At 38.7% G+C, this 24079-nt stretch carries 25 protein-coding genes; 10 read left to right on the forward strand and 15 right to left on the reverse strand.

Annotated features, from left to right (window positions below; translation table 11 throughout):
- Nucleotides 1-41 precede the first annotated feature (41 nt).
- Together ACYVM0_RS18890 and ACYVM0_RS18895 are read left to right on the forward strand one after the other, a co-directional pair.
- Nucleotides 42-545: a DUF5606 family protein gene (locus tag ACYVM0_RS18890; RefSeq protein WP_460559573.1), complete on the forward strand. Its 504-nt coding sequence runs from the start codon at nucleotides 42-44 to the stop codon at nucleotides 543-545.
- Nucleotides 546-676: 131 nt separating this feature from the next.
- Nucleotides 677-2395, forward strand: coding sequence for a M3 family oligoendopeptidase (locus tag ACYVM0_RS18895; RefSeq protein WP_460559575.1), 1719 nt, complete (start codon nucleotides 677-679; stop codon nucleotides 2393-2395).
- A gap of 71 nt (nucleotides 2396-2466) precedes the next feature.
- On the opposite strand, the gene ACYVM0_RS18900 is transcribed toward ACYVM0_RS18895, so the two are convergent.
- From ACYVM0_RS18900 to ACYVM0_RS18915, 4 genes are all read right to left on the reverse strand, one after another.
- Nucleotides 2467-4650 (reverse strand): T9SS type A sorting domain-containing protein, encoded by a 2184-nt coding sequence (locus ACYVM0_RS18900; RefSeq protein ID WP_460559577.1) that lies wholly within the window; start codon nucleotides 4648-4650, stop codon nucleotides 2467-2469.
- 281 nt (nucleotides 4651-4931) lie between these two features.
- Nucleotides 4932-6014: an acyltransferase family protein gene (locus tag ACYVM0_RS18905; RefSeq protein ID WP_460559578.1), complete on the reverse strand. Its 1083-nt coding sequence runs from the start codon at nucleotides 6012-6014 to the stop codon at nucleotides 4932-4934.
- 73 nt (nucleotides 6015-6087) lie between these two features.
- Nucleotides 6088-6501 (reverse strand): Fur family transcriptional regulator, encoded by a 414-nt coding sequence (locus ACYVM0_RS18910; protein ID WP_460559580.1) that lies wholly within the window; start codon nucleotides 6499-6501, stop codon nucleotides 6088-6090.
- A 111-nt stretch (nucleotides 6502-6612) separates the two neighbouring features.
- Complete coding sequence (locus ACYVM0_RS18915; protein ID WP_460559582.1) at nucleotides 6613-7353, reverse strand: SCO family protein; 741 nt, start codon at nucleotides 7351-7353, stop codon at nucleotides 6613-6615.
- Between the two features lie 157 nt (nucleotides 7354-7510).
- On the opposite strand from ACYVM0_RS18915, the gene ACYVM0_RS18920 reads away from it, so the two are divergent.
- Nucleotides 7511-7900 carry a MerC domain-containing protein gene (locus ACYVM0_RS18920; RefSeq protein WP_460559584.1) on the forward strand — a complete coding sequence of 130 codons (390 nt, stop codon included), beginning with the start codon at nucleotides 7511-7513 and terminating at the stop codon, nucleotides 7898-7900.
- Between the two features lie 120 nt (nucleotides 7901-8020).
- Nucleotides 8021-8449 (forward strand): YybH family protein, encoded by a 429-nt coding sequence (locus tag ACYVM0_RS18925; RefSeq protein WP_460559586.1) that lies wholly within the window; start codon nucleotides 8021-8023, stop codon nucleotides 8447-8449.
- A gap of 17 nt (nucleotides 8450-8466) precedes the next feature.
- On the opposite strand, the gene ACYVM0_RS18930 is transcribed toward ACYVM0_RS18925, so the two are convergent.
- The 4 genes from ACYVM0_RS18930 to ACYVM0_RS18945 all read right to left on the reverse strand — a co-directional run bounded on the left by ACYVM0_RS18930 (nucleotide 8467) and on the right by ACYVM0_RS18945 (nucleotide 12023).
- Complete coding sequence (locus ACYVM0_RS18930; RefSeq protein ID WP_460559588.1) at nucleotides 8467-8856, reverse strand: hypothetical protein; 390 nt, start codon at nucleotides 8854-8856, stop codon at nucleotides 8467-8469.
- A 94-nt stretch (nucleotides 8857-8950) separates the two neighbouring features.
- Nucleotides 8951-9169: a hypothetical protein gene (locus ACYVM0_RS18935; protein WP_460559590.1), complete on the reverse strand. Its 219-nt coding sequence runs from the start codon at nucleotides 9167-9169 to the stop codon at nucleotides 8951-8953.
- A gap of 74 nt (nucleotides 9170-9243) precedes the next feature.
- Nucleotides 9244-10008: a glycoside hydrolase family 25 protein gene (locus ACYVM0_RS18940; protein ID WP_460559592.1), complete on the reverse strand. Its 765-nt coding sequence runs from the start codon at nucleotides 10006-10008 to the stop codon at nucleotides 9244-9246.
- A gap of 68 nt (nucleotides 10009-10076) precedes the next feature.
- Entirely contained in the window at nucleotides 10077-12023 is a 1947-nt protein-coding gene (locus ACYVM0_RS18945; RefSeq protein WP_460559594.1) for a M1 family aminopeptidase, read from the reverse strand.
- A gap of 137 nt (nucleotides 12024-12160) precedes the next feature.
- Here ACYVM0_RS18945 and ACYVM0_RS18950 point away from each other — a divergent pair, with 137 nt between their 5' ends.
- From ACYVM0_RS18950 to ACYVM0_RS18975, 6 genes are all read left to right on the forward strand, one after another.
- The gene (locus ACYVM0_RS18950; protein WP_460559596.1) at nucleotides 12161-13078 is read left to right on the forward strand and encodes a lytic transglycosylase domain-containing protein; all 918 of its coding nucleotides are present in this window, start codon (nucleotides 12161-12163) and stop codon (nucleotides 13076-13078) included.
- A gap of 68 nt (nucleotides 13079-13146) precedes the next feature.
- A complete protein-coding gene (gene lepB / locus ACYVM0_RS18955; RefSeq protein ID WP_460559598.1) occupies nucleotides 13147-13869 on the forward strand; it encodes a S26 family signal peptidase in 723 nt (240 codons plus the stop codon).
- 24 nt (nucleotides 13870-13893) lie between these two features.
- Complete coding sequence (locus tag ACYVM0_RS18960; RefSeq protein WP_460559600.1) at nucleotides 13894-14925, forward strand: radical SAM/SPASM domain-containing protein; 1032 nt, start codon at nucleotides 13894-13896, stop codon at nucleotides 14923-14925.
- A 30-nt stretch (nucleotides 14926-14955) separates the two neighbouring features.
- Nucleotides 14956-15999, forward strand: coding sequence for an AI-2E family transporter (locus ACYVM0_RS18965; RefSeq protein WP_460559602.1), 1044 nt, complete (start codon nucleotides 14956-14958; stop codon nucleotides 15997-15999).
- Between the two features lie 10 nt (nucleotides 16000-16009).
- A complete protein-coding gene (locus ACYVM0_RS18970; protein ID WP_460559604.1) occupies nucleotides 16010-16462 on the forward strand; it encodes a MarR family winged helix-turn-helix transcriptional regulator in 453 nt (150 codons plus the stop codon).
- A gap of 9 nt (nucleotides 16463-16471) precedes the next feature.
- Nucleotides 16472-17662, forward strand: a complete 1191-nt coding sequence (locus ACYVM0_RS18975) for a glycoside hydrolase family 10 protein (RefSeq protein WP_460559606.1) — start codon at nucleotides 16472-16474, stop codon at nucleotides 17660-17662.
- A 20-nt stretch (nucleotides 17663-17682) separates the two neighbouring features.
- Here the strand turns inward: ACYVM0_RS18975 and ACYVM0_RS18980 are convergent, their stop codons facing one another.
- The 7 genes from ACYVM0_RS18980 to ACYVM0_RS19010 are packed head-to-tail and all read right to left on the reverse strand — an operon-like array spanning nucleotide 17683 to nucleotide 24058.
- Nucleotides 17683-18177 (reverse strand): hypothetical protein, encoded by a 495-nt coding sequence (locus tag ACYVM0_RS18980; protein ID WP_460559608.1) that lies wholly within the window; start codon nucleotides 18175-18177, stop codon nucleotides 17683-17685.
- 10 nt (nucleotides 18178-18187) lie between these two features.
- On the reverse strand, nucleotides 18188-18616 hold the full coding sequence (locus tag ACYVM0_RS18985) for a hypothetical protein (protein WP_460559610.1): 429 nt from the start codon (nucleotides 18614-18616) through the stop codon (nucleotides 18188-18190).
- A 1-nt stretch (nucleotide 18617) separates the two neighbouring features.
- Nucleotides 18618-19418 (reverse strand): hypothetical protein, encoded by an 801-nt coding sequence (locus ACYVM0_RS18990; RefSeq protein ID WP_460559611.1) that lies wholly within the window; start codon nucleotides 19416-19418, stop codon nucleotides 18618-18620.
- Complete coding sequence (locus tag ACYVM0_RS18995; protein ID WP_460559613.1) at nucleotides 19411-21102, reverse strand: hypothetical protein; 1692 nt, start codon at nucleotides 21100-21102, stop codon at nucleotides 19411-19413. Before ACYVM0_RS18995 ends, ACYVM0_RS18990 begins: the two co-directional genes overlap by 8 nt.
- 5 nt (nucleotides 21103-21107) lie before the next feature.
- Complete coding sequence (locus ACYVM0_RS19000) at nucleotides 21108-21623, reverse strand: hypothetical protein (RefSeq protein WP_460559615.1); 516 nt, start codon at nucleotides 21621-21623, stop codon at nucleotides 21108-21110.
- 49 nt (nucleotides 21624-21672) lie between these two features.
- The gene (locus ACYVM0_RS19005) at nucleotides 21673-23490 is read right to left on the reverse strand and encodes a hypothetical protein (protein ID WP_460559617.1); all 1818 of its coding nucleotides are present in this window, start codon (nucleotides 23488-23490) and stop codon (nucleotides 21673-21675) included.
- Between the two features lie 7 nt (nucleotides 23491-23497).
- Nucleotides 23498-24058, reverse strand: coding sequence for a hypothetical protein (locus ACYVM0_RS19010; protein WP_460559619.1), 561 nt, complete (start codon nucleotides 24056-24058; stop codon nucleotides 23498-23500).
- Nucleotides 24059-24079: the final 21 nt, after the last annotated feature.

The raw sequence follows: 24079 nt of genomic DNA on the forward strand, positions 1-24079 counted from the left end.
GCTTTTTTACAAGTAACTTGCAGCCCTAAAATTTTATCAGCATGGAGTATAATAAATTAGCTTCCGTTACCGGAATGAGTGGATTATTTGAATTGTTATCATCAAAAGCCGATGGTGCTGTGGTACGTTCTTTAGAAGATAACACTACTAAATTTGTAAGCAGCCGTATTCATAACTTTTCGCATTTAGAGAGTATAGAGGTTTTTACTGTAAAAGATAACGTGAATTTATCTGAAGTGTTTTTAGCAATGAAGGCCAGCACAGAAAAATTACCGGATGCTAACGATGCCAAAGCGGTAAAAGCGTATTTTGGAAAAGTGTATCCTGACATGGATTTCAGCAGGGTGTATGCCAGCGATACCAAAAAGATGGTAAAATGGTTTGAAGTATTGGTGAAGAACAATGTAGAGATCAAACTTAGCGAGGCACCAACTGAAGAAGCTGAAGCATCTGTTGCAAAAGCAAAACCAACAGAACAAAAAACTGTTGCCGTAAAAAACAATGCCCCTGCTAAAAAAATAAATTCGCCAAGAAAGATGGCATAGATGGAACACTGATGACACTGATTTAACGGATTAACACAGATTTTATAAATATAAATCCTGCTATGGCTATAATGTTGTAGCAGGATTTTTAGGATTTCAAACTCACTATTCACGTCTCACAACTCACTACCATGTACACCGCAGATATAAAAAAACTACCCCGCCATTTTGTTCCCGAAGATTTTACCGTTACCGACTGGGCCAGCCTGGAACCTTTTTTTAAAAATTTACTGGACAGGAATATCGATAGCAAAGCCGCTCTTGAGCAATGGCTTAAAGACCAGAGCGAACTGGAAGCGATGGTGAACGAAGATGCCTGCTGGCGCCAGATACGCATGACCTGCGATACGGAAAATAAAAGCCTGGAAGAAGCCTTTAATTTTTTCGTCATGGAAATTCAGCCCAATATTCAGCCTTATGCTGATGCCCTGAATAAAAAATTAGTAGCCCATCCTTTGACTGCCGAACTGGATGCAGCAAAATATTTTACGTATCTCCGCAGTGTTAAAAAAAGCATTGAATTATTCAGGGAAGAAAATATTCCCTTACAGGCAGAATTATCTGTTTTGCAACAACAGTATGGGGTTATTTCAGGCAAAATGCTGGTGACTGTTGACGGGCAGGAATACACGTTACAACAAGCGGCTAAATTTTTAGAAAGCCACGACAGAAATAAAAGAGAAGAAGTGTATAGAAAGATTCAGGACAGAAGACTAGAAGACACAGCTCCTTTAAATACGCTATACAATCAATTGATTGAAAAAAGAAACCAGGAAGCAATTAATGCCGGTTTTAAAAATTACAGGGATTATCGTTTTAAAGAATTAGGCCGTTTTGATTATACCAAAGAAGATTGTTATCAATTTCATGAGGCAGTAAAGCAACATGTACTGCCCCTGGTAAATATCATCTACCAAAAGAAAAAACAAAAACTAGGTTTAGCTACATTAAGGCCATGGGATATTGATGCCGAACCGGCGGGAACAGAGCCTTTACATCCTTTTAAAACAAGTGATGAACTGGTAAATAAATCCATTGAATGTTTTACCAGGCTGCGCCCGTTTTTTGGCGATTGCTTAAAAAAGATGAATGAATTAAAACATCTTGACCTGGAAAGCCGAAAAGGCAAAGCTCCCGGTGGATATAATTGCCCGCTAGCAGAAAGCGGTGCACCGTTTATTTTTATGAATGCAGCCGGGCAAATGCATGATGTAACCACAATGGTACATGAGGGCGGACATGCCATTCATTCTTTTCTTGCACATCCGTTAGAGTTAAGTGGCTTTAAAGAATACCCGATGGAGATTGCGGAAGTTGCCAGCATGAGCATGGAGTTATTCAGCATGGACGAATGGGATACTTTTTTTGATAATGATGCCGATCTGCGGAGAGCAAAGGAACACCAGTTAGAAAGAGTGATCACTATTTTTCCATGGATCGCTATAATCGATAAATTTCAGCACTGGATATACGAAAACCCAACCCATACCAACGAACAACGCACCGCAACATGGAATGCTATTTTAAAAGAATTCCAGGATGACGTGATTGATTACAGCGGATTGGAAAATTATCGCAGCAATGCATGGCAGCGCCAGTTGCATTTATTTGAAGTACCGTTTTACTATATTGAATATGGTATTGCCCAGTTAGGGGCCATCGGCATGTGGATGCAATACAAAAACAATAAGCAGCAGGCAATGGACAATTATTGCAATGCGCTTGCACTGGGCGGCACAAAAACTTTACCTCAGCTTTTTGAAACAGCGGGATTAAAGTTTGATTTCAGCCCGGATAAAATAAAAGTACTGATGGAGTTTGTAAAAACAGAGATGGATAAAATTGCATAGTTTCTTTAACTGATAAATAAAAAGGCGGCAAACTCATTTGCCGCCTTTTTATTTATGACATTATCCCAAGTTTAATTCTTAAAAATCGTCTTAGAGAATTTATCGCTTTCAGCAACCACTTCAATTATGTATGCGCCCCTGGGTAATGAAGCCATATCGTTCATCACAATTATGTTATTACCACCTTCAACTGTTACTTTCTTTACAGCCACTTCTGCACCGTTTGCAGCTATTATCCTCAAAAGTGCTGTTACAGTTTTAGTACTCTTGATAAATACCTTTACATCAGTTACAAACGGATTAGGATACACTGTAATTGCCGAAGCACTGAATACGCCGTTCTGCCTTACCAAAACAATCTTTGAATAACTTGATTTGTTGTTATTGTCCACCACTTTCAAACGGTAATACACAACAGCAGCGCCGGAAAGCAAATTATCTGTAAAGCTATAATTGTGTATAGTGGCAGATGTGCCATTACCTTTTACAGTGCCGATAGTTGTAAAATGAATACCATCTTCACTTCTTTCCACATCAAAATGATCGTTATTCAATTCAGATTCGGTTACCCAATCCAATAAAGACCTGTTTCCGGAAAGTATTGCATTGAAAGATACCAGTTTTACAGATAAAGGTGCGCCCAATGGCCCTATTACAGCTGTACTCATATCGGTAAACAGGTCATTAACTGCAGAGTAAGCATAAGATGTTGCTGTGTTTGTAATGCTGCCCGGAATCGCCTGTGCCTGCACTTTAAATTTTACCGTGTAGGTTTCTCCCACATTCAATGCACCGCCGGCTGCGTTAGTGGCTCCTGCACCCAAAAAGAATTTCACATACTCTCTTCCGGCATTAGTGCCTTTAAAAGATTTATCTGCGCCATCAACAGCATCTGTTTGTGCGCCCAAAGTTGCACCCACAGCGCTGATCACTTCCATTGAATTAGCCACATAGGTTACATTTAAAGGAAGTGAATCCACTACATAAACATTATGCGCCTGGCCCGGGCCAACATTGGTTCCTGTTAGCGTATAGGTCAATATTTCGTTAGCTTCAACTGAGCTATTGGCACTGGCATCTGTAACAGTTTTATTGATAGTTACCAAGGGATCTTTTACCCTTAAGGAAAAAGCAAAATAGCTGGGAAAATATTGATCTGCTTCTGTGCCAAAAGTAAGTGTAACCGAATTGGCATTGGGCAAAATATTGTAGCCCGTACCTACATTTACCTGGTCAATGTCAATACCCATCTGGTTAGCATAGCTGGGATTTTTTGTACTTACATAAGCGCCGTTATTACTGATACTGCCATTCCAGAAATTTGTACCCAGGTTTGCAGCATTGGAAACCACTACGTTGTTCACTTTTACAAAATCGCCTTCGGGGTTAGAGCCTGTAGCACCAAGATTACCATCGCCTTCCCAGCCCATTACCGTCATAACAGCATCACCTGAGGATAAAGAATTATTAGGCACATTCAGATCATTTAGTGTAACCGATACCGATGAAGGGCCATTGCTTGCAGTAAATACCTGGTAGTAACCATGATATATACGTACGCTATTTAAGAGTGATGCAGGGTTTTCGTATGCTACCACAATACTCCAGCCGGCAAACCTGCCTCCGTTAGAAGTAGATCCTGCTGTGGCAGGCACATCGGCTACAGTAAATGTGCCTGCACCGTTGGATTGTATATAAGCTGTAATATCAGAATAGGCCTGGTACACCGTTTCGGAGGTGCCTGCTATGGCAAACTGGTCAACGCTGGTAGCTGCGGCCAATACGTTAGAGTAACTGCCTGCGCCCTTCCTGATCTTTACCTTACGCAAAGTATCCGGTACACCGGCAATAGCCGAATTTAAAATTCTTCCGCCCCAGTAAAGCCTGGCAAATTTTATAGTGTTGGTACCTGCGGGTAAAATAAGATCTGCAGATGTGGAATTATTAGTTCCTGCAACGCCATCAATATCTGCAAACTGCATGTTATCGTTGTCGTTACCATACTGTGTATACCCGATGCCACCTACACCATTGTTAGGGTCGGATATATCGTTCATCCTGTTACTACGTACAGTGCCATTATTGCTGTTGACGATCTGCATGCTGGTGTTACCCAATACAGCGGTACCGCCTTTAATGTTGGCAGAATACACCTGTGTATAAGTAGTGATGGGATTTTGCGCTTTTGTAGCTATTGCCATATGAGCAATGAGTACAAGCAAAGCGCCTGCTTTTGAGGTAAAATTTGTAAACATTTTCTTGTGTTTTAGGTATGCAAAAAATAAACACAGGAATAGTGGGATTTAGGTATGGTTTTACCTGGATCTGGCTGGGTTAACGATGTGGGGTTGTTGTGTTATTACAAAGGAGACTGGTACGAATTGTTCAGAATGATGTAGGTTTCAGACTTCAAAAATAATAATTTTTAATATAACTCCAAATTAAAATCAGTATTTTCTTAAATATTTTACTGCACAGGCACATATAACTATAGCTATCTTTTGTAGCAGTATAAGTATTAAAGCATTCATAATCATCATACAACAGCTTTTGCGGAGGAAAATTTCTTCCTGATAAATGTATTGAATGGTACTTCATAAAATACATAAATGCAAAAGGCAATCAGTTGCGCCAGAACAAAAACTGTGAGCACATACAGGTTATGATGCCCTGAAAAATAAGGCAGGATAAAGGGTGTTGCAATGGATTCTATTACTATGGTATGCACCAGGTAAAATGCATAAGAGGTGCGGCCAAGCATACCAAGCCATTTAAAAGAAAGAAAAGTGGCAAGACCGCTTTTTTCGCAGATCAACCCATAGTACAATACCGCAACCGGTATGGGTAAAATAAAATTGTTGACTAAAAAAAATTGTGCTGCCTGTTCAGGGTCATTCATATTTTTTGTTAAACCTATTATCCCGATTGCTATAGTAATTCCTGCAAGTCCGCAAAACGTATATTTTATTCCTTCTAATGCTACCGGCCCTTTTTTCTCTCTCTTTAAAACAACCAATGCTAAAAAAATACCGCAGAAAAACTCAAAAAAATGACCGAAAAAAGTATTAGAAAAAACAAGGCGGGAAGTATGAAGAAACGAAAATGGCTGCGTTGAAATAAACAGGGCCGTACCTAACAATAAAGCACCAGATAATAATGCAAGAAAAAAACTGAACCTTGTAACCAGGTACATGAACAAGGGTGCTAAAAAATAAAAACATTCTTCCACAGTAATTGACCAGCTCGGCTGTATGGCGATATCAGAAAAATGGTTAAATAAAGCATGTGTCAGCGTATAATTTTTAAAAAGAAATAAAGGTTGAAAATCATGGCGCAATACTATGGCCACCGTAACGAGTAAAAAATAAACGGGGTATATTCTGGCAAACCTGTTAACAAAATACTGTTGCAACTGCCATTTTTTTACCGCTGCATTTTCATAATAAATATAAAAGATGAGAAAACCACTCAATACAAAAAACAGCGCCATTACATCTATGGAAATATTAAATCCGATCTTGAAGGAAAGGTGTAGAAAAAATACCGCAGCAGCTCCCATGGCCCGTATGCCTGTTAGCGCAGGAAAACGTTCTTTAGCAGGTCTTAGTGCAGCGGGCAAAAGCGTTGAGTTTGATAAAATAAATTACAGGCATAATAAAAGTAACCAATTTTTAAAAAACCGGTATATTCATTTACTTACAATCTCCGCAAAGGCCGCTTACCACCATTTCTGCATGTTTGGGCTTAAACCCTTTAGGTAATTTTACTTCCGGTATGGTTACATCATCCAGGCAAATAGTTTTATTGCAGGCATCGCATATAAAATGCACATGGTTATCGTGATGATGCCCGGCTTCGCAATCCTGTTTGCAAAGGGCATATAAAATAGAATTATCGGTGGTGGGTATATTGTGTATGATGCCTTTTTCAACAAAAGTCTGTAGGGTACGGTATACTGTTACCCTGTCAAAAATCTCCCCGGTGTTTTTTTCAATATCGGCATGCGCCAATGCACCCGGGCTGCTTAAAAACAATTCCAGTATCTTTTTACGACTGTCGGTAACGCTCAGGTGGTTCTTTTTTAATATGCCGGGTAGTCTTTCCATGTTGGTGTAAAGTTAAACAAAGTTCGTGAGGCGTAAATGGAGAATGGTCAATGATCAATAGATTAAGCGGCCGTGGTATACCGTTCTAATTCACCATTGACCATTCACGCCCTAGTTCGGATTATTGCTAAAGCCATTCATAAATCTTTTAGACGTGACTTTTTCTTTTAATAAGCCTTTAATATCGTTTATCATATTATCTACCTCATCATTATTTAAGCCATCATATACCATACCTCTTACCCTGCCCAGCTTATCTACCAGGGCAAAAAACTGGGTATGAATAAACTGGTCCTTTATCATTTGTGTACTGTCTGGCTTTCCATTATCAATACCATAAGCCTGCCTTGCCATTGTATAGAGTGCCGCTTTATCCCCGGTAACAAAATTCCAGTTTAGGTTGAGGGGTTCAGGGCTAGGGGGCTTAGTGGCAGTATCATAATCAATACTGTAAGAACCGTCTGCATTTTTAACCAGTTTACCTTCAACCATCTTTTTCTCATATGCTTTTAATAGCGGTACAGAATCGGTTTCGGGCATACAGGTATGCGACAGGATCATAAAACCGGGCTCTTCTTTAAAAGCATCAAACACACGCCTCATATTGGCGTTCATTTTGGGGCAAATACCTTTACAGGTGGTAAAAAAATATTCGGCCACATATACTTTACCATCCACATCACGCCGGCTGATGGTTTTTCCATCCTGGTTGATAAAGGAAAAATCCCCCACATCAGGATTTCTCACCACCAGGTTGGATTTTGAAAAATCATAATCGCTGAACACCATTAAATAAAAACCACCCAGCAGCAAGGCAAAAAAAACCACGTACAACAGCAACTTCTTACTCATAAAAAACATTTTTGCAAATTTACGCCAGTTGCAGGCAGTTAGATTAAAAGGTTGACAACCTTTTAACGGTTTTTCCTTTCTTAACTGCGACAGGGGTTGTGAACCCGGATTAAAAACTTGCAACACTATTGCAAATATACTATATTTGCAGGCTCAAATGAAAGTAAAATTAAACTGGGACGCTTTTGGTATTGGCACTTCAATTGCCTGCGCTATACATTGTGCGTTGCTGCCTGTGTTGGCAACTTCCTTACCGGTTTTTGGCATTAATATTATTCACAATGGTTTTTTTGAATGGGGTATGATTGCGCTTGCTTTTGTGGTAGGCTCTTACTCCCTGTTTCATGGTTATGTTAAGCATCACCGGTCTTTTGTACCCGTAGCTATCTTTTCGGTAGGATTTATTTTCCTGGTTTTAAAACAGTTTTTCCTTCAGCATGAATATTTGTTTTTAGCTATAGCAGTTGTGCTTATTATTTCTGCACATTATTATAATTACAGGCTTTGTCATAAAAGCAAATGTGCATCTCCGCATCATACGCATTAAGATGCTTTTATTTTAACCGTATTTGTTTTGTATAAGTCAATAGCTGTTGCATACTAACTACCAAAAGTTTGCAGGTATTTAAAGTGTGAAATTCTTAAATTGTACCATCAACATAACACAATGAAAAAACTATTGTATTTACTGCTCTTGTCTTTTAGCTTCGGCAGTACGGCATCAGCACAATCAAAAGACGAGCTGGCTATAAGAAATAACATGGCCGAACAATTAAACGCCTGGAATACCGGGGACCTCGATCGCTTTATGCTTACCTACTGGCAAAGTGATTCTTTAAAATTTATTGGTAAAAGCGGTGTTACCTATGGCTGGCAAAAAACGCTGGAGAATTATAAAAGAGGTTATCCTGATACCGCTGCCATGGGTAAACTGGATTTTAATATCCTGGAAGTAAAAAGGTTATCGGTACTCTATTATTTTGTTGTGGGCAAATGGCATTTAACCCGTAGCATCGGCGATGTAAGCGGGCACTTTACTTTATTGTTTAAAAATATAAAAAACAAGTGGGTTATTGTGGTGGATCATAGTAGTTAACTGGTTTATTGGTTATATTATGGATAAGTGGCCAGTTTACGGAACAGATATTTACTGCATACAAAATAAGCACTGGTTAACCCCACTGCAGAAGCTGCAATATCACTGTAGTCGAAAGTGCGGCCAAAAACGGGTATCAATTGCAGCAGTTCGTTTATCACCAATAACCCAAAGCACACTATACAAAACCATCTCAATTGTTTATCGGCGTGGAGGTTGATGTATTTACCCAATAACCAGTAGCAACCCAAAGGCAAAAGAAAAGAACCCAGTAAATTAGGTGCAATACCGAGCAGGTATTTAGTGGGTTGAGTAAAATGTATATAAGGCCGTAATGCAAATTTTATCGTCCATATTATCAGGGTTCCTGTTATTACAGCGTATCTGCAGAAATGCTTAAGCCTCATGCCGGTTAGTTTATAATTAAAAATAGTGAAATTTATACGCATTCGCCTGCGTGTAAAAGGGTATTTTACCTGTAACGAAAACTAACCAAAAATGTTACAAACGCCATTTGCGTTTTAAATGAACGATCAGCATAACAAGGCTGGTGGCTGATAATATGTAAAAGAGATAGTTGGTCCAGTTGGGCCGGCTATTAAAAAAAGCATAGTCTTTATAGAAGCCAAAGAAAACATTCACCATCATCCAGAGCAATACTATAGATATGGTTTGCATTATTCTTACTAAAAAATCTTTTGTATCGTCTTCTATACCCATAAGTGGCTAAAAAGTTATTGGTGTGTAAGGCAATTTCGTAATTAACAACTGAATAATGCCAATTGTTGTAATTATTATTTCATCAACAGGTTTTTAAAATCAGTACTATCGCCATTGAACACGTTAAAATCCACGTACGCATTAATGCCATTTACCCTCCCGCTTTCGTTGTGCTGCCAGAACAGCCAGCTGCGTTTTATCCTTGGTTTATCCTGTACTAAATAATGCGCCACCCAAAGCGGGTAATCATCAAACTTACCTGCCAGGAAGTTATTGTAAAAATCCACGTTGGTATAAATAACCGGTTTTATTTTATACTGCTTTTCTACCATTACCAGCCAGTCTTTTGCCCTTTGCTGAATATCTTCTGCAGAAGCGCCATTGGCCTGTTCAATATCCAGTACCGGCGGCATATCGCCTTTTTCCAATGTAACAATCTGGATAAAATTCTCGGCTTGTGCCTTACCGCTTTTACTGGAAATAAAAAAGTGATAGGCCCCACGTATAATTTTTGCTTCTTTAGCTTTAAGCCAGTTGCGGCGAAAGGCGGCATCAACATTACTTATTCCTTCGGTAGCTTTTATAAAAGTAAACCCGATCTTAATATTCTTATCCTGCATTGCACTCACATCATCCCAGTCAATGGCAGCTTGGTGCCGGCTTACATCAATACCGTGAATGGCATAATTAACAGGCATGGGGATGCCAAATGCCGGATACCTTACAAATTTGGGCTGATTAACGTAGGTGGTAATGAGGAATATTGCAATGGCTGCTGCTGAAAGATAAATAACAGATACAATAATGATCTTTACAACAGTTGTCTTTTTTTTTGCCACGGTTATACTGGTTGCCGCAAAGTACTGTAATGTTGATCAATAAAGAAAATAGATTTTTTGCCAGTTATTTACTTTAGCAATTTCTTTACATACCTGAAACCATCGCTGCTTTCTATTTTAAAATAGTATATACCTGTTGCTAAATGCCGGGATTGTATTTCTACGTATTCTGATCCATTAACAATGGTAAGGTTTTTAAAATACAGCAACTGGCCCAGCGTATTGTAAAGATATACCGTTGCTGTGGGAGCAGTAAAATTTCTCAGATAAACAGAAAACTGATTTTGGATAGGATTGGGAAATACCTGGACTACATTTTGCCCGCTGGTTACCTCCGTTATTTTTTTTGCAGTGTTGTTTCTGCTGATGAGCCAATAATCAGGGTCAATAAAAACTGTATCTGCCACAAAGCCGATATTTTTTATAAATACTTCTCCGTTGGTTGTATTATCCAGCACCACTGTTTTTTGATACTGCGAATTCACAAATTTTAATGCCACCGGCATGGCGAAAAAATTAACCGAAGCATGTGATGTGACCTGGTTCATTTTCACTTTTACATAGCTACTCCCTATCTGCGACCACTCTATTTTATACGTCGGGTATCCCTGACCTTTATACCAGTCGTTAAAGAACCGGGTAAGGTCTTGCTTGCTTTCAGCTTCCAGGTGTTTTTTTAAATCGGTTGTTCTGGCAAACCCATACATCAGTTCAGGATCTTTCTGATAACTTCTTAGGGCACGGAAAAATGCGGAGTCGCCCAGTTTCCATCGTAGCATATACAATAGCTGCGACCCTTTATTATAACTTAACCTGCTGTCGAATATTCTGCCCACATTAGTGGTATCGTCTACCAAAACAGACCCCCCTGGCTGCGACGTAATATAATCAACCACTGCCTTACGGTTGCTGATAGCACTGTTGGGATATTTTAACTCGGCATAATAACTGGCCAGGAAAGAGGCAAAGCCTTCGTTCAGCCAGATATCTGCCCAGCTGCCGGTGGTAATTTTATCACCAAACCACTGGTGGCCCAATTCATGAGCAATAAGGCTTTCGTTGATAGCCACAACAAATGTGGAGGTTTGATGTTCCATACCACCGCCCCATCCAAATTGTACATGCCCGTATTTTTCTTTTATAAAAGGATAATCACCAAAAGTATTATGGAACAATTGTAATGCATCCAGCACATTTTGTGTACCGCCCTGAAAAGAAGCCTGGCTTTCGGGATAACAGTATGTTTGCATGGGCAGTGTAATATTACCCAGCTGAACACTGTTATTAAACACAGCATAATTGGTAACAGCAAAACAAATAAGATAAGAGGCTATAGGATAACGATGTTTCCAGTGGGTAACTTTTTTTGTACCGCCGGCTATCAATGTTTCGCTTTGCAGTAAGCCATTTGATGCAGCTTTGTATTGAGCAGGTGCGGTTACAATTACATCAATAGAATCTGCCTTGTCGTCCAAACCATTTTTACAGGGCCACCAGTCCCGGCTGCCATAAGGTTCGCTCAGGCTCCACATAACAGGTACGCCTGCATGCTGATCCTGTATAAAAGAACCAAAGCCGGTATTTGGTGGCACACCTTTGTAATAAATACTTACAGAGTCGAGTGTGCCTGCATTTAGTTGCGACAGAAAAGTTATCTGTACAGCATTATTGGCTTGCTGTTGAGTCAGTACCAGGTTACGTTGTTTCACACTGTCCACCACTAAAGGGCTCATCAGGTCCAGCGTGATGGCTGTTGCAGGGTTTGCCACTACAAAATACACGGTAACTTTTCCTTTGATGAATCTTACAGCCGGGTCAACTTCCCATTCGCAACGGTAATATTTCACATCAAAATCTGATGCCGCAGTTAAGAGGCCATTGGTGGTTGGGTTAATACGTTCGTGAGCAAGCCTTTCTGCCAATGCAATATCGTTTACCTGTTTGCAATTATCGGCAGGTTGCTGTGCGGATGCCTTAAAAACCAGGGTTAGAAAAAGTATTGTAATTAAACGCATATATAAGTGGTTAGCCAGTAATAAATGAAAGTTTTATAAAGTTCTTAAAGTTTTGTGAAGGCGCAATAAAGGTTTTATCAAATCGTTTTAACTATTCCCGTTTTAGTAACGTAACCAGTCCCCAATTATTTTCAACTATGATAAAAAGACAACATTTCGTTCGTAACAGTTGCAGTGCACTTTTTGCTCTTATTAGTTTAGTTGTTTTACCTGCCGGCGCACAGGTAAAAAAAGACAGTACTAAAAAACAATTATTGGCCAAACTCAGTAAAAAAGAAGCTGCCAATATAGTAATCAAGCCAGCCAATGTTGTATATCCCGACCTGTTGTGTGGTAATGAAGAACAGTCGCTTGATTATATTGAAAAATTTTCTACCAACAGAAGGGAATACCTGATACGTACTTATAATAAAGGCAAAAAATTCTTTCCAAAAGCTGCAGCCATTTTAAGCAAACATAATATACCCAATGAATTTAAAGTTTTACTGGCATTAGAAAGTGCTTTTAACGGTAACGCTGTTTCAAGAGCCGGCGCCGTAGGTTACTGGCAAATAATGGATGAGGTAGCCAAAGAGTATGGGTTAAAATATGCACGGCAGATGAGTGCTGCAGAAAAGAAAAGAGAATTGAAATTAGCAAAAGCCCTTGCTAAAAAAGAGCATAAAAAATTCAGGCCGGTTACTGTAAAAGATGAGCGTAAAAATTTTGACAAATCAACTTATACAGCTGCCCGTTATTTAAGAGACCGTTGCCGTAACCTGGATAATGATTACCTGCTGGTGGTAGCCAGCTACAATTGCGGTGTGGGTAATGTTTGGGAAGCCATGAAAAAAACCGGTAAAGACAATCCTGATTTCTGGGACGTAAAAAGTTATCTGCCTGCAGAAACCAGGAGTTATGTGATGAATTTTATAGCACTGAACGTGATATTTAATAACTACGACAAGTTTGCCAACAATACCCTTTGCTTTAAACCCATTGTAGTTAAAGCTGATAAACTGGAGCAGAATATGACGGAAGAGCTGGATGAAGAATCCACTTCTGATAATCATTAATAAAAAATAACTTTTAGTAAAATAATCAGCCGGTACTTTTGTACCGGCTTTTCTTTTTAAATTACAATATGAAAAAAGTACTTATCGGATCGGGGATTTTTGTGGGAGCTGTGTTTGTATTGTGGATAGTGGCAAGAATGACTGGCATGTTACAGTATTATGTAATTCCCACACCGTCGAATGAACCTGGCATTAAAGTGGGTGAACATATTTTTGTGAGTAACCTGAAAACTCCTGTTGCAGGCAAGTTTATTGTTTTTACAAGCCAATACGAAGATTCTTTAAATGCTACTTATATGCAGGATGTTAAACCCGGCACACATTATTTACAAAGGCTTTGTGGCATGCCGGGCGATGTACTTGAAATGAAAAATGCTGTTTTATTTGTTGGCGGAAAAAATTTTGATGAGGAATTAAATTTAAAAAATCAGTACCCTGTAAGTACAAAAGAACTGGATACCATTATTGAAGATGAAGATAAAGCCAGAGAGGATAATTACCGTTCAATGTTTAGTAACCCCGATTCCGTATTAATTGCATTGGATAAAAACCAGGTTAAAAAATACCAATCTAAAATAAAACTTCATCTATATATTGAAAGTGATACCAGCAATAATATTTTTAAATGGCTGGATAAAAATTCAGGCTGGACGGCCGATAATTTCGGGCCACTCACTATTCCGGCAGGCAGTTATTTTGTTTTAGGCGATAACAGGCATAATGCCCTGGATTCAAGATATACCGGGTTTATTAAACAAGCAGATATTAAAGGGGTTGTACTCAACAAATAACTCTCATTCAACGTACCTTTGCACATGCCTCAGTTCAACTGGAACGATAGTACCAATTTATTAAGTAAGCTTACCCCAAGGCGTTTTTTAAACGGCATTAAAGTGCTGAGCAGTTTTTATATCAGCCGTTTACTGAACAAACCGGTGCAATGGGGTTACCCTGTTTCCATCTCGTTTGAGCCTACTACCAGCTGCAACCTGCGCTGCCCTGAGTGCCCCAGCGGATTACGCCAGTTTACCCGGCCTACCGGCATGTTGCAAAAAGATTTTTTCAGGGATACAATTGATGATATTTATAAAGAATTATTGTACCTCATTTTTTATTTCCAGGGCGAGCCGTATTTAAATCCTGATTTTTTGGAGATGGTGAAATATGCTGCTTCAAAAGGAATATACACCGCCACTTCTACCAATGCCCATTATTTAAACGATGCCAATGCCAAACGAACGGTGGAAAGCGGTTTAGATCGTTTAATTATTTCTATTGACGGTACCACGCAGGATGTGTACCAGCAATACCGTGTGGGCGGCCACCTGGATAAAGTGATTGAAGGTGCCAGGAATATTGTAAAATGGAAAAAAGAATTGAACAGTAAAACGCCATTTGTATTCTTTCAATTTTTAGTAGTAAAACCTAATGAGCACCAGGTAGAAGATATCAAACGTTTAGCCAAAGAGGTAGGCGTGGATGAAGTGCGTTTTAAAACAGCACAGGTGTATGATTATGCAACTGATCCCAATAATCTTATTCCCACAACAGATAAGTTTAGCCGCTATAAAAAAAATGCAGACGGTTCCTATACCGCTAAAAATAAATTAGCCAACCGTTGCTGGAAATTGCAGCATGCCAATGTAATTACCTGGGATGGTTTGGTGGTACCTTGTTGCTTTGACAAAGATGCCATGCACCAGTTAGGCAATTTAAAAAATCAATCGTTTAAAGAGATCTGGCACAATGATAATTATAAGCAGTTCCGGAAGGAACTGATGAAAAGCCGTAAGAATATCGATATTTGTGCCAATTGCAGCGAAGGTGCTTCTGTCTGGAAGGATTGATATCTTTTAATTTAAAATTTTTATTTTTCTATGGAGGCATCAGTATTTAATAACCGGTTAAGGCAGATCATACTGTTATTGATCATAATACTGCTGGCAATTTTGTTGCTTACGCAGCTGTATGTTTTTTTACCGGGCTTTTTAGGTGCCCTTACGTTGTATATACTTTTTCGTGAGCCGTATAATAAGCTGACTATTATAAAAAGGTGGAATAAAACCTGGACCACTTTATTATTTGTTTTGGGAAGCCTTATTGTAATTGCCATTCCCATTTACTTTTCTGTAACATTATTAACCAATAAAGTATCGGCTGTGTTAACCAACCCGGTGGAGTTGATGAAGGATGCAAAAATTGTGGGGGTTAAAATTCACGATCTTACCGGTATTGAATTATTGACGGATGAAAACCTGGCTGCTTTTCAAAAAAAGGCAACAGCCATTGTTCCTACTATATTAAATAGCTCAGCCAATATCATTAGCAATTTTGCCATCATGTTTTTTGTGCTGTATTTTTTATTAAAAAACGGCCGCCTGGTAGAAAAGTTTCTCCATAATTTTATTCCGCTTAAAGAAGAAAATATTAACCTGCTGAGCAGTGAAACCAGGAACATGATCAAGGCCAATGCAATCGGTATTCCTGTACTGGCTATTATTCAGGGTATCATTGCAGCTATCGGCTATAGTATTTTTGGTGTAAAAGACTGGGGATTGTGGGGCTTTTTAACGGGTGTTTTTTCTATGGTGCCCATTGTAGGAACAGCAGTAATATGGTTGCCCCTGACCCTGTATTTGTTTTCTATTGATAAAACCGGATCTGCCATCGGGTTATTGATTTTTGCCGTAGTGATCATTACCAATGCAGATTATGTGGCCAGGCTAACCATTCTTAAAAGATTAATAGATGTACATCCTTTAATTACTATTTTTGGGGTAATTATTGGTATTGGTTTATTTGGTTTCTGGGGCGTAATTTTCGGGCCCTTATTAATCAGCTATTTTATTATCTTGGTAAAAATTTACATCAACGAATTTACTGCAAAGGCAGTAGCTATAGAAGAGACGCAAAAAGATTAATATTCTATTTATGGGCATACAGGAAGATATCAACCAATCGAAATTCCGGAATGAACATCAGAAAGCCGGCATCAACATCATTTACACTTTTAACTGGATGACAGAACAGATGAAGAACATGTTTGAAAAACATGGCCTTACATCGCAACAGTTTAATATACTGCGTATTTTACGTGGCGCAGGGCAACCGCTTTCTACTTTACAGATACGCCAGCGCATGCTGGATAAAATGAGCGATACCAGCCGTATTGTAGATCGTTTGATACTGAAAGGGCTGGTAAAAAAAGTGACTTCTAAAGTAGATAAGCGTTTGGTGGATGTTTCTATTACAGATAAAGGCAAAAAACTATTGGCCAGGTTAGACAGTCACCAGGATGAAATGGACGGCGTACTCAGTAATCTTTCAGAAACTGAAGCCAAAGCGCTGAACAAGCTGTTAGACAAGATCCGTGAACCGAATTAAATACCATTGATGAAATTTTGCGTAGCGTGTTTGCTTATTGCCCGGTGCCTGTTGCCTGTTGCTGCAGTGGCACAATCCAAACCTGAATTCCGTGGCGTATGGGTGGCCACGGTTGATAATATCGACTGGCCTTCCAATAAAAATTTAAGTTCCGATTCTCAAAAAGTAGAATTTATAAGATTGCTGGACATGCACAAAGCCAATGGCATGAACGCCATGGTGGTACAGGTACGTCCTTCAACGGATGCCTTTTATCCCTCGCCTTATGAGCCCTGGAGCGAATGGCTTACCGGCAAACAAGGCCAGCCACCTTTTCCCTATTACGATCCATTGGCTTTTATGATTGCAGAAACGCATAAACGGGGTATGGAGTTTCATGCATGGATGAACCCGTACAGGGCAGTATTTAATGTTAATAAATCGTCTATTTCCGCAACGCATATCACCAGGTTGCATCCCGATTGGTTTTTAACCTACGGCGATAAATCTTATTTTGATCCGGGTAATAAGGAAGTGCAGCAATATGTAACTGCCGTGGTAACCGATGTGGTAAGCCGCTATGAAGTGGATGCCATTCATTTTGATGATTATTTTTATCCCTACCGTATTGCAGGCAAAGAATTTCCGGATGATGTAAAATACCAGCAATATGGTAATGGCATGAATAAAGAAGACTGGAGAAGAAGCAATACCGATTCTATCATTCTAATGCTGAGCAAGGCCATAAAAAAAATTAATCCAAAATGCCAGTTTGGTATCAGCCCTTTTGGTGTGTGGCGTAATATTGATAAAGACCCCGAAGGAAGCGATACCCGGGCAGGGCAAACCAATTACGACGACCTGTATGCAGACATTTTATTGTGGTTAAAAAACGGCTGGATAGATTATGTAACACCGCAACTGTATTGGGAATTTGGCCACAAAGCGGCATCCTATGAAGTATTATTAGATTGGTGGAGCAAACATACTTACGGAAAAAATTGTTATATAGGCCTGGGTATTTACCGTGCCGGCAGTAATGCCGCCTGGAAAGATAAAACACAATTACCCCGGCAGATTGAAGCTTTACGCAGCACACCCAATGTGCAAGGCATGATTTTCTTCAGCAGTAAAACTTTTGATAAAAACCCTAATGGCTGGAGTGATAGTTTAAGATTAAATTATTTTGCGGAGCCGGCTAAAACGCCGATCGTCAAATAAATGTATAACAGCTAAATATTTTAAAAGGCAATTATCGCATTAACCACTTTCTCTTTGCCATCCTGGTCAAATAATTTCATATCGGTAACAATCATTTTATGGTCTTCAATTTTTAATGTGCCGGTAGATTTTTCATTTGCAATAAATTCCTTTTCCTGGCCGGCGATAGTAAGTGATAAACCAAATTCGCCCACATTTGTTTTGTACGATCCGCCTTTAACTTTAAGTACCGTTCCTGACCTGGCATCTTTTTCATTGGCAAATGTTGCCTGTAGTAAAACCAGTGGCTCATCCTGCTGACATAGTATTGAAAAATTATCAGTTTCTTTATTACTGCCAAAATATTGTGTAGATACTTTTCCTTTATACTCCTTTCCATCAACTGTAAATACCGTGGCAGCTGGGTTATCTGTTGCTTCTACAACAGTGTTATTATTTTCTGCCGTTTTTTTGCTGTTGCATGATGAGGCTGCTAAAGCTGCTATTGCAAATACGCTGAGTATGATCTGTTTCATTTTTTTATTTTTATTTGATTATAATTTTCCATGATGCCGCACTATCTTTAGTTGCATTCATTTCAAATTCTTGTTTTTCAGTTTCGTTACTTAAGCCGATGGTAGCACTGGCAGGTGATGTGCTGCCTTCGTTTATAGCCACCACCCCTAAAAGATGCTGGCCTTTAGTTAATTTTCCAAAATTCAATGTCACTGGTTCATATAGTAAACCAAGCGTATCCCTGATCAATCTATCATCTAAATATACTTTTACGCTATCGCCATCTTCGGTATTATTATCCCAGATGCTTAATTTAATATCGCCGTAACTAAGTGTGGTAGTACCCTGTAAATTATAAGCAATCACCGGTTCTTTTTTTCTACAACATAAAAAATACATAACCGCTGCAATAAGCAGTAACAATAGTATAATAATACCAATGCGTTTTTTTGCTTTCATTTTATAAACTAATGTATTGATAAATTGTGACAGATACCGGCATAACTTTATTGCAGGCTTTATCATAACTGGTAACTGTTTCTTTTAAAGGCAAGCCATTCTTTAACTGCGTGGGTATTTTTGCTCCGCCGGCTTTATACTGACTTGCAAATGTTTTTTGGTACTCAATTTTTTTGTTCATTACATAAATACCTACATAATTATCCTGAAGGCTGTTGTTTTTACTAACGGGCTTTTCGTCAATAAAGCCGCCTGATAATGTTTGGGGATTTTTATAACTGTCATACTTTTCATACAAGTTGGTAAATGCCACCGAAGGCGACCCTAGTCCCTGTATTTTTATAATATTGCTATCGCTGTTAAATATGTATAGTATTGTTTGCGATAAATTCTGAGGTTCTGTTACTTTTACCGTATCGCCATTATAGCTATATACCCTGGTTTTAACTGATTTATTGTCTTTCGTTTTTATAATTTTAAACGAACTGACTCTATTTTTCTCATCATACAAAATGGTTGTTTTTTGTGGTGATATATTCAGGTTAAAAGTATTTATATAACTGGTTACCAAACCTTTTTCGTTGAATGTAAAATTATCTGTAGTGGCATGTAGTTTACCGTTTTGCGATAGTACAATTTTTTTAATGGTGCCATCTGCATTGTAACTGTACTCTATTAGTTCGCTAAAATCATTTCCTTTATACATCGTTTTTGATAACCTTACTTTATTACCAGTTTGTGCTGTGGCATCTACAGTAAGCAAAAGAATAATGGCCGCCAATAATTGCATTTTCCTATTCATTGCTCATTTTTATTTTCATATTAAAATCTACTTTAGTATCGTTGGGTGTTTCTGTACGGTGATAATCACCGGCCAAAGTACTTACCCCATTAGTGGTTTTAATATCAATAGTTACCGTGGGGGAATTATCCTGCATACGCATACTTCTTGTTAAAATAAAACGAGCCGTTGTAATCGGGTATTGAAATACTGCACCACTAACAGCATGCGGCTCCTGCTTTTCTCTTACTACCACGATGGTTCTGTTGGCAAATGCGTCTGTAAAATCGCTCAGGGCCGGCATTAGTTTTATAACCATTTTTCCTTGTACAATTTGCGCCTGCAACGGAAAATAAAATGAGCCAGGTACAGCAGTCCTGGCAGCAGCGCCAAAGCCGGGATCATTTTCACTGGTGCTAACGGGCAATACAGGAGCAGCTATTCGTTGATTTTTTATTTCATCCCAATCCGACTTATCTTCTACTGCCCATACATCATCGGTAAAATCCATTTTGGTTACATTACCTTCCAGGTAGCCACTCAGTTTGGGTAATGTGCCGTTAAGCTTTTCTTTTTTGCAATACACTGATATTTTTCCTTCGTAAGTAAGTTTGTACCGCAGGTACATTTTACCATTGTTTTTAAACTCCAATGTATAATCGCCATTTACCGGGCCTTTGTATTCGGTACAATATTTTTTAAATAATTCGTTGCTGATAAATTGCACCAGGTCGCCCGCCATACCGGCACCAAATGATTTTGTTTTTAAAGACGATAAATCATCCAATGCACTAAGCCCGGTTTTACCAGCCTGTGTAAATAAAAAATTATCGCCTGCTGTAAATTTTTTCGGGCCTATTTTTTCTTCAATTTTTGGCCATACTTTATCAATAAAAATGGATTTGCCAATGGCGATAATACCACCGCTTGCAAAATTCATTGTGGTAGAAAATAAAGCGCAACCTTCTGCTATTTTATAATACCGGTTACAAATATCACTCTCGGTGGATTTACTCTTACCCAGGTCCTTTTCTACCTGTTTTAATACATCCGAACTTTCTTTAAGCTTGCCGGCCAGTTGTCCCAGCTGTGGCGCCGCTATTGATTTTATTTCAGGATATTTTTTTGACAGCTCCTGCAAATCTTTTAGTGCTTTTTTCATTTTACCAAAGGCATCATCAAATTCTTTTGCTTTTACTTTTAGTTTTTGCAATTCCTGTTTCGTTTTCGCAATATCTTCTGGTTTGGCATCGGCAGCAACAGCTGCATTAACAGCCCACTCTAATGATACCATTGCTTTATCTTTTACGTTGTCAAAACCTTCCAGCACTTCGTCTGCGTCAAACTCTGCCTGCACGGTAAATGTAGTATTAGCTGTTTGTTTTTTATCAGATGCATAAGCGATCACTTTATATTCGCCCATATCTTTAGGCATATACTTTAAAAAATATTCGCCGGTTTGTTTATCTGCCCTGCAGGTAAAATTATCGGTGCCACCGTTGGGTTTTATTATTTCTATAATTACCTGGCCGGGGTCGTTATCTAAACTATTACTTACGCCAACAATTTCCACACTGCCATCGCTAAAAGCCACAGCTGTATTTATTTTTACAGAAATGGGTAGTCCTTCTATTTTGCCCTGACAAAAAGAATTTTTTGAAAACAAAAAAACAAAAGCAGCCAGCGAGAAAATAACTCTGTTCATATGATTTATTTGCAAGCGTTAACTTTTACTGTTGGCTTTTTACCATCAGCACTAAAACCGTTTTTACGTATCAGTGCTATTGCCGCTTCATACACTTCTTTATTACCTCCGGCAGAAAGGTATAGTTTGCCGCTATCACTATCTATACTGGCGCTATTTACTCCCTCCGTATCTCTTAATAAATTTTCAATCTGCAACTTCCCTGCTGCACAGGTAATATTTGTTGCTATTATAAATTCATCAGTGCTTACGGCCATTTCATTTTTTGTTACTTCCGTATCCGCTTGTGTTGTTGCACTATTTTTTTTATTCTTCTTTTTTTCTGCTTTCTTCTTAACAGCAGTTTCGGGTGCATTAACAGCCTTGTCAATACCTTCGCTTGTTTTTTGATCTATTTTAGTGTTTACTTTTTGCTTTGCTTCTTCTTTTTTTTGTTTTATCCAACCGCCTAATTGTGCAGTGGCATATGTACTCAAACTACAGCAGATGCATATTATCATTACAGATTTTATCGCTTTCATTTTTCAAAAATTTCAGGGTTGACCAATTTAAATCCGGGATAAAATATTTTTATTTAATCCCGCTGTTATCAATTACATATTTTTCATTCAGACCACTCCACTTAAAAATTTCTACGGTAAAATCTTTACAGATATCATCAAAGAATGGAATGGGTATACAAAAGCCGGCTTTAAAATTTACGGTGCCTGACAAACCTTCTACCGTTACGGAAGATTGGAGATCCGCTTTACCCGGGTTATCTATTTCAAACGCTATTGGCATTGCAACTTTTAGCAATGTCACATTCACTTGTACAATAGCGTAAGCAATAAAAGCATCTACTCCGCCCGATCCTGCAACTTTTACTTCGGCATAGGGCTCAATCTTTCCAGTCATGTCGCAGCTGTTTTGTACATAAGTTCCATTAGCAGTAATACCTGCTTTCCCTTCCAGGCGTATAGATGCCCTGCACGGCACCGGCCCAATAAAAAAACGTTGATTAAAAACTTCCTGCGTAATAGCTGTTTCACCAATACCTACCGATTCGCCTAAAACTTTTAACTCCAGTTTGGTATTGGGATGATTGAATAAATTCTGATTGCCAGGAATACGTATTGGTGGCGGCATATTATCCTTATCGGGCCTGTTATAATTTTGCGCTGCCGAAAAACTAAAGCCTACAATTTCAAGGTCTTTGGTTAAAGAAGCATTACTGTTTATTAAATGCTCAAAATTATAATACCTGGCGCCAATGCTCAGGCTGGCATCAAAAGATGATTTTTTATTCTGTCCGTAAAATCCAAAAGGCTCTGACGATGTTTTAGCTACAAATCCATTTGACTTTGCATAAAAGCCAAAACAATGTTTTACCGGATCTGTTACATCCAAATTGAAGCTGCTTATTTTATCTTCCTTAAATACCGAAATATTCAATGGTGGTGTTAAGGAATTATCCAGTATTACTTCATTTTGTACTGACATGATGATTGCTTTACCATCGGTGCCGGTGAACTTAAAATTGAGGTAATAGTAATTATGATCTCTTGTGGCGTTAGGAATTTTATTACCACTGTTTTTAAATTGAAGCTGGTAGTTATAAAGCTGCATACCACTTGTTACAGGAGGCGTATTTTCCGATTTATTTTGAATTTCATTGAGCCAGCTTAAACTAATACCCGGCTTTTTTATGTCCACAGGAATAGTAAAAAGCGGCGGGCCTGTTTTACCGGCATTATTATAAATCTCCACTGTGCAACTACCCAATTTACTAAACACATCGCCCTGCGCAGCTAATACCAATGGAAAAGAAAAAGTGGATGCATCATTTGGCAGTCGATTCAATCTCTGCACATCTTCGATCATTCCGGGGAATTCGGCACTTTTTTGTAACGTACCCAGGTAAGGATATATATTACCGCCAAATGCAAGCCTGTTATTAAGTCCCCCAAATTTTCCAGGTATCTGCATAGTAGTTCTGCCTTTTGAAGAAATAAAATTGGCAGGTAAACCGGGAATACCATTCATCAATACACCCTGTGGAACTGTTACCTTCAGCATATCAAATGTATTGCGTTCCCTGAAGGAGTGCCCTCTTTCACAAAGTGATCTTTCCACATCATTAACCTGTTGTAATATCTGTGAGCCCATCGCCCGGTGATGTACACCCGAAGGGTCCGTCCAGGTATAAATGCTATCAGCTTTGTACCCTCTTCTTGCGGCATCCGGCCCTGCTGTAAAAGGTACAAAAGGTATCGGTGCCTTTCTATATCCGGCTACATCAAGTAAATTACTGTTACTATTAGTTTGTGGTAAGTTTCTTACAATTCTTTTTTGAGCAAAATCTGAAGTCGCAATAAAAAGTGTAAACAATACAAAAATGTTTTTCATAAGTGGTTTATTTTTTTACTAATATGGCAAACCTGCCATCAGTTACTACAACGCCTTTATCTTTATTAGCCTCATAGTTGTTACTTACGTTCATTGGCGATGCAAATATTCCTTCAACTATTTTTCCATCGGCTACATCTTTAATTGATGTTATAGTGATGCAATTAGCTACAGCACCCTGGTGAAAATTATCGTAATCGTTTTCCATACTATCGTTTTTATCATCATCCAGTAAGCTAATACCATAACCACCGGCGCCTTCTTTTACACTACTATAAGCGCCTGCATTGGTCTTTGTAAACGGTGCAAGCGTCAATAAAAAATTCATTTTACCTTTTTCATCTTTTGTAAAAATTTGTAGCTTATCACCATAGGTATCATAGGTGGCCAATATTTCCCCGGGCACACTTTGCCATTGTACACCGTTTATTTTCGCTGTTACATAAGGATAGTTGACAGCAGCACTGCTATTTTCTGTTTTTGTCAGTTCTTTTGATGCAGGAGTGTTATTATTACAGGCTGTAAACAAAAGAGTACCTGTTAATAAAAGGAGTGTTATCTTTTTCATTATCTGAATGCTTTTTTTTAA

The sequence above is a fragment of the Ferruginibacter profundus genome (assembly GCF_054783275.1).

Coding starts and splice junctions, on each gene's coding strand:
- ACYVM0_RS18890 (WP_460559573.1), top strand. CDS start 42: ATGGAGTATAATAAATTAGCTTCCGTTACCGGAATGAGTGGATTATTT.
- ACYVM0_RS18895 (WP_460559575.1), top strand. CDS start 677: ATGTACACCGCAGATATAAAAAAACTACCCCGCCATTTTGTTCCCGAA.
- ACYVM0_RS18900 (WP_460559577.1), bottom strand. CDS start 4,650: ATGTTTACAAATTTTACCTCAAAAGCAGGCGCTTTGCTTGTACTCATT.
- ACYVM0_RS18910 (WP_460559580.1), bottom strand. CDS start 6,501: ATGGAAAGACTACCCGGCATATTAAAAAAGAACCACCTGAGCGTTACC.
- ACYVM0_RS18915 (WP_460559582.1), bottom strand. CDS start 7,353: ATGAGTAAGAAGTTGCTGTTGTACGTGGTTTTTTTTGCCTTGCTGCTG.
- ACYVM0_RS18920 (WP_460559584.1), top strand. CDS start 7,511: ATGAAAGTAAAATTAAACTGGGACGCTTTTGGTATTGGCACTTCAATT.
- ACYVM0_RS18925 (WP_460559586.1), top strand. CDS start 8,021: ATGAAAAAACTATTGTATTTACTGCTCTTGTCTTTTAGCTTCGGCAGT.
- ACYVM0_RS18930 (WP_460559588.1), bottom strand. CDS start 8,856: ATGAGGCTTAAGCATTTCTGCAGATACGCTGTAATAACAGGAACCCTG.
- ACYVM0_RS18935 (WP_460559590.1), bottom strand. CDS start 9,169: ATGGGTATAGAAGACGATACAAAAGATTTTTTAGTAAGAATAATGCAA.
- ACYVM0_RS18945 (WP_460559594.1), bottom strand. CDS start 12,023: ATGCGTTTAATTACAATACTTTTTCTAACCCTGGTTTTTAAGGCATCC.
- ACYVM0_RS18950 (WP_460559596.1), top strand. CDS start 12,161: ATGATAAAAAGACAACATTTCGTTCGTAACAGTTGCAGTGCACTTTTT.
- lepB (WP_460559598.1), top strand. CDS start 13,147: ATGAAAAAAGTACTTATCGGATCGGGGATTTTTGTGGGAGCTGTGTTT.
- ACYVM0_RS18960 (WP_460559600.1), top strand. CDS start 13,894: ATGCCTCAGTTCAACTGGAACGATAGTACCAATTTATTAAGTAAGCTT.
- ACYVM0_RS18965 (WP_460559602.1), top strand. CDS start 14,956: ATGGAGGCATCAGTATTTAATAACCGGTTAAGGCAGATCATACTGTTA.
- ACYVM0_RS18970 (WP_460559604.1), top strand. CDS start 16,010: ATGGGCATACAGGAAGATATCAACCAATCGAAATTCCGGAATGAACAT.
- ACYVM0_RS18975 (WP_460559606.1), top strand. CDS start 16,472: ATGAAATTTTGCGTAGCGTGTTTGCTTATTGCCCGGTGCCTGTTGCCT.
- ACYVM0_RS18980 (WP_460559608.1), bottom strand. CDS start 18,177: ATGAAACAGATCATACTCAGCGTATTTGCAATAGCAGCTTTAGCAGCC.
- ACYVM0_RS18985 (WP_460559610.1), bottom strand. CDS start 18,616: ATGAAAGCAAAAAAACGCATTGGTATTATTATACTATTGTTACTGCTT.
- ACYVM0_RS18990 (WP_460559611.1), bottom strand. CDS start 19,418: ATGAATAGGAAAATGCAATTATTGGCGGCCATTATTCTTTTGCTTACT.
- ACYVM0_RS18995 (WP_460559613.1), bottom strand. CDS start 21,102: ATGAACAGAGTTATTTTCTCGCTGGCTGCTTTTGTTTTTTTGTTTTCA.
- ACYVM0_RS19000 (WP_460559615.1), bottom strand. CDS start 21,623: ATGAAAGCGATAAAATCTGTAATGATAATATGCATCTGCTGTAGTTTG.
- ACYVM0_RS19005 (WP_460559617.1), bottom strand. CDS start 23,490: ATGAAAAACATTTTTGTATTGTTTACACTTTTTATTGCGACTTCAGAT.
- ACYVM0_RS19010 (WP_460559619.1), bottom strand. CDS start 24,058: ATGAAAAAGATAACACTCCTTTTATTAACAGGTACTCTTTTGTTTACA.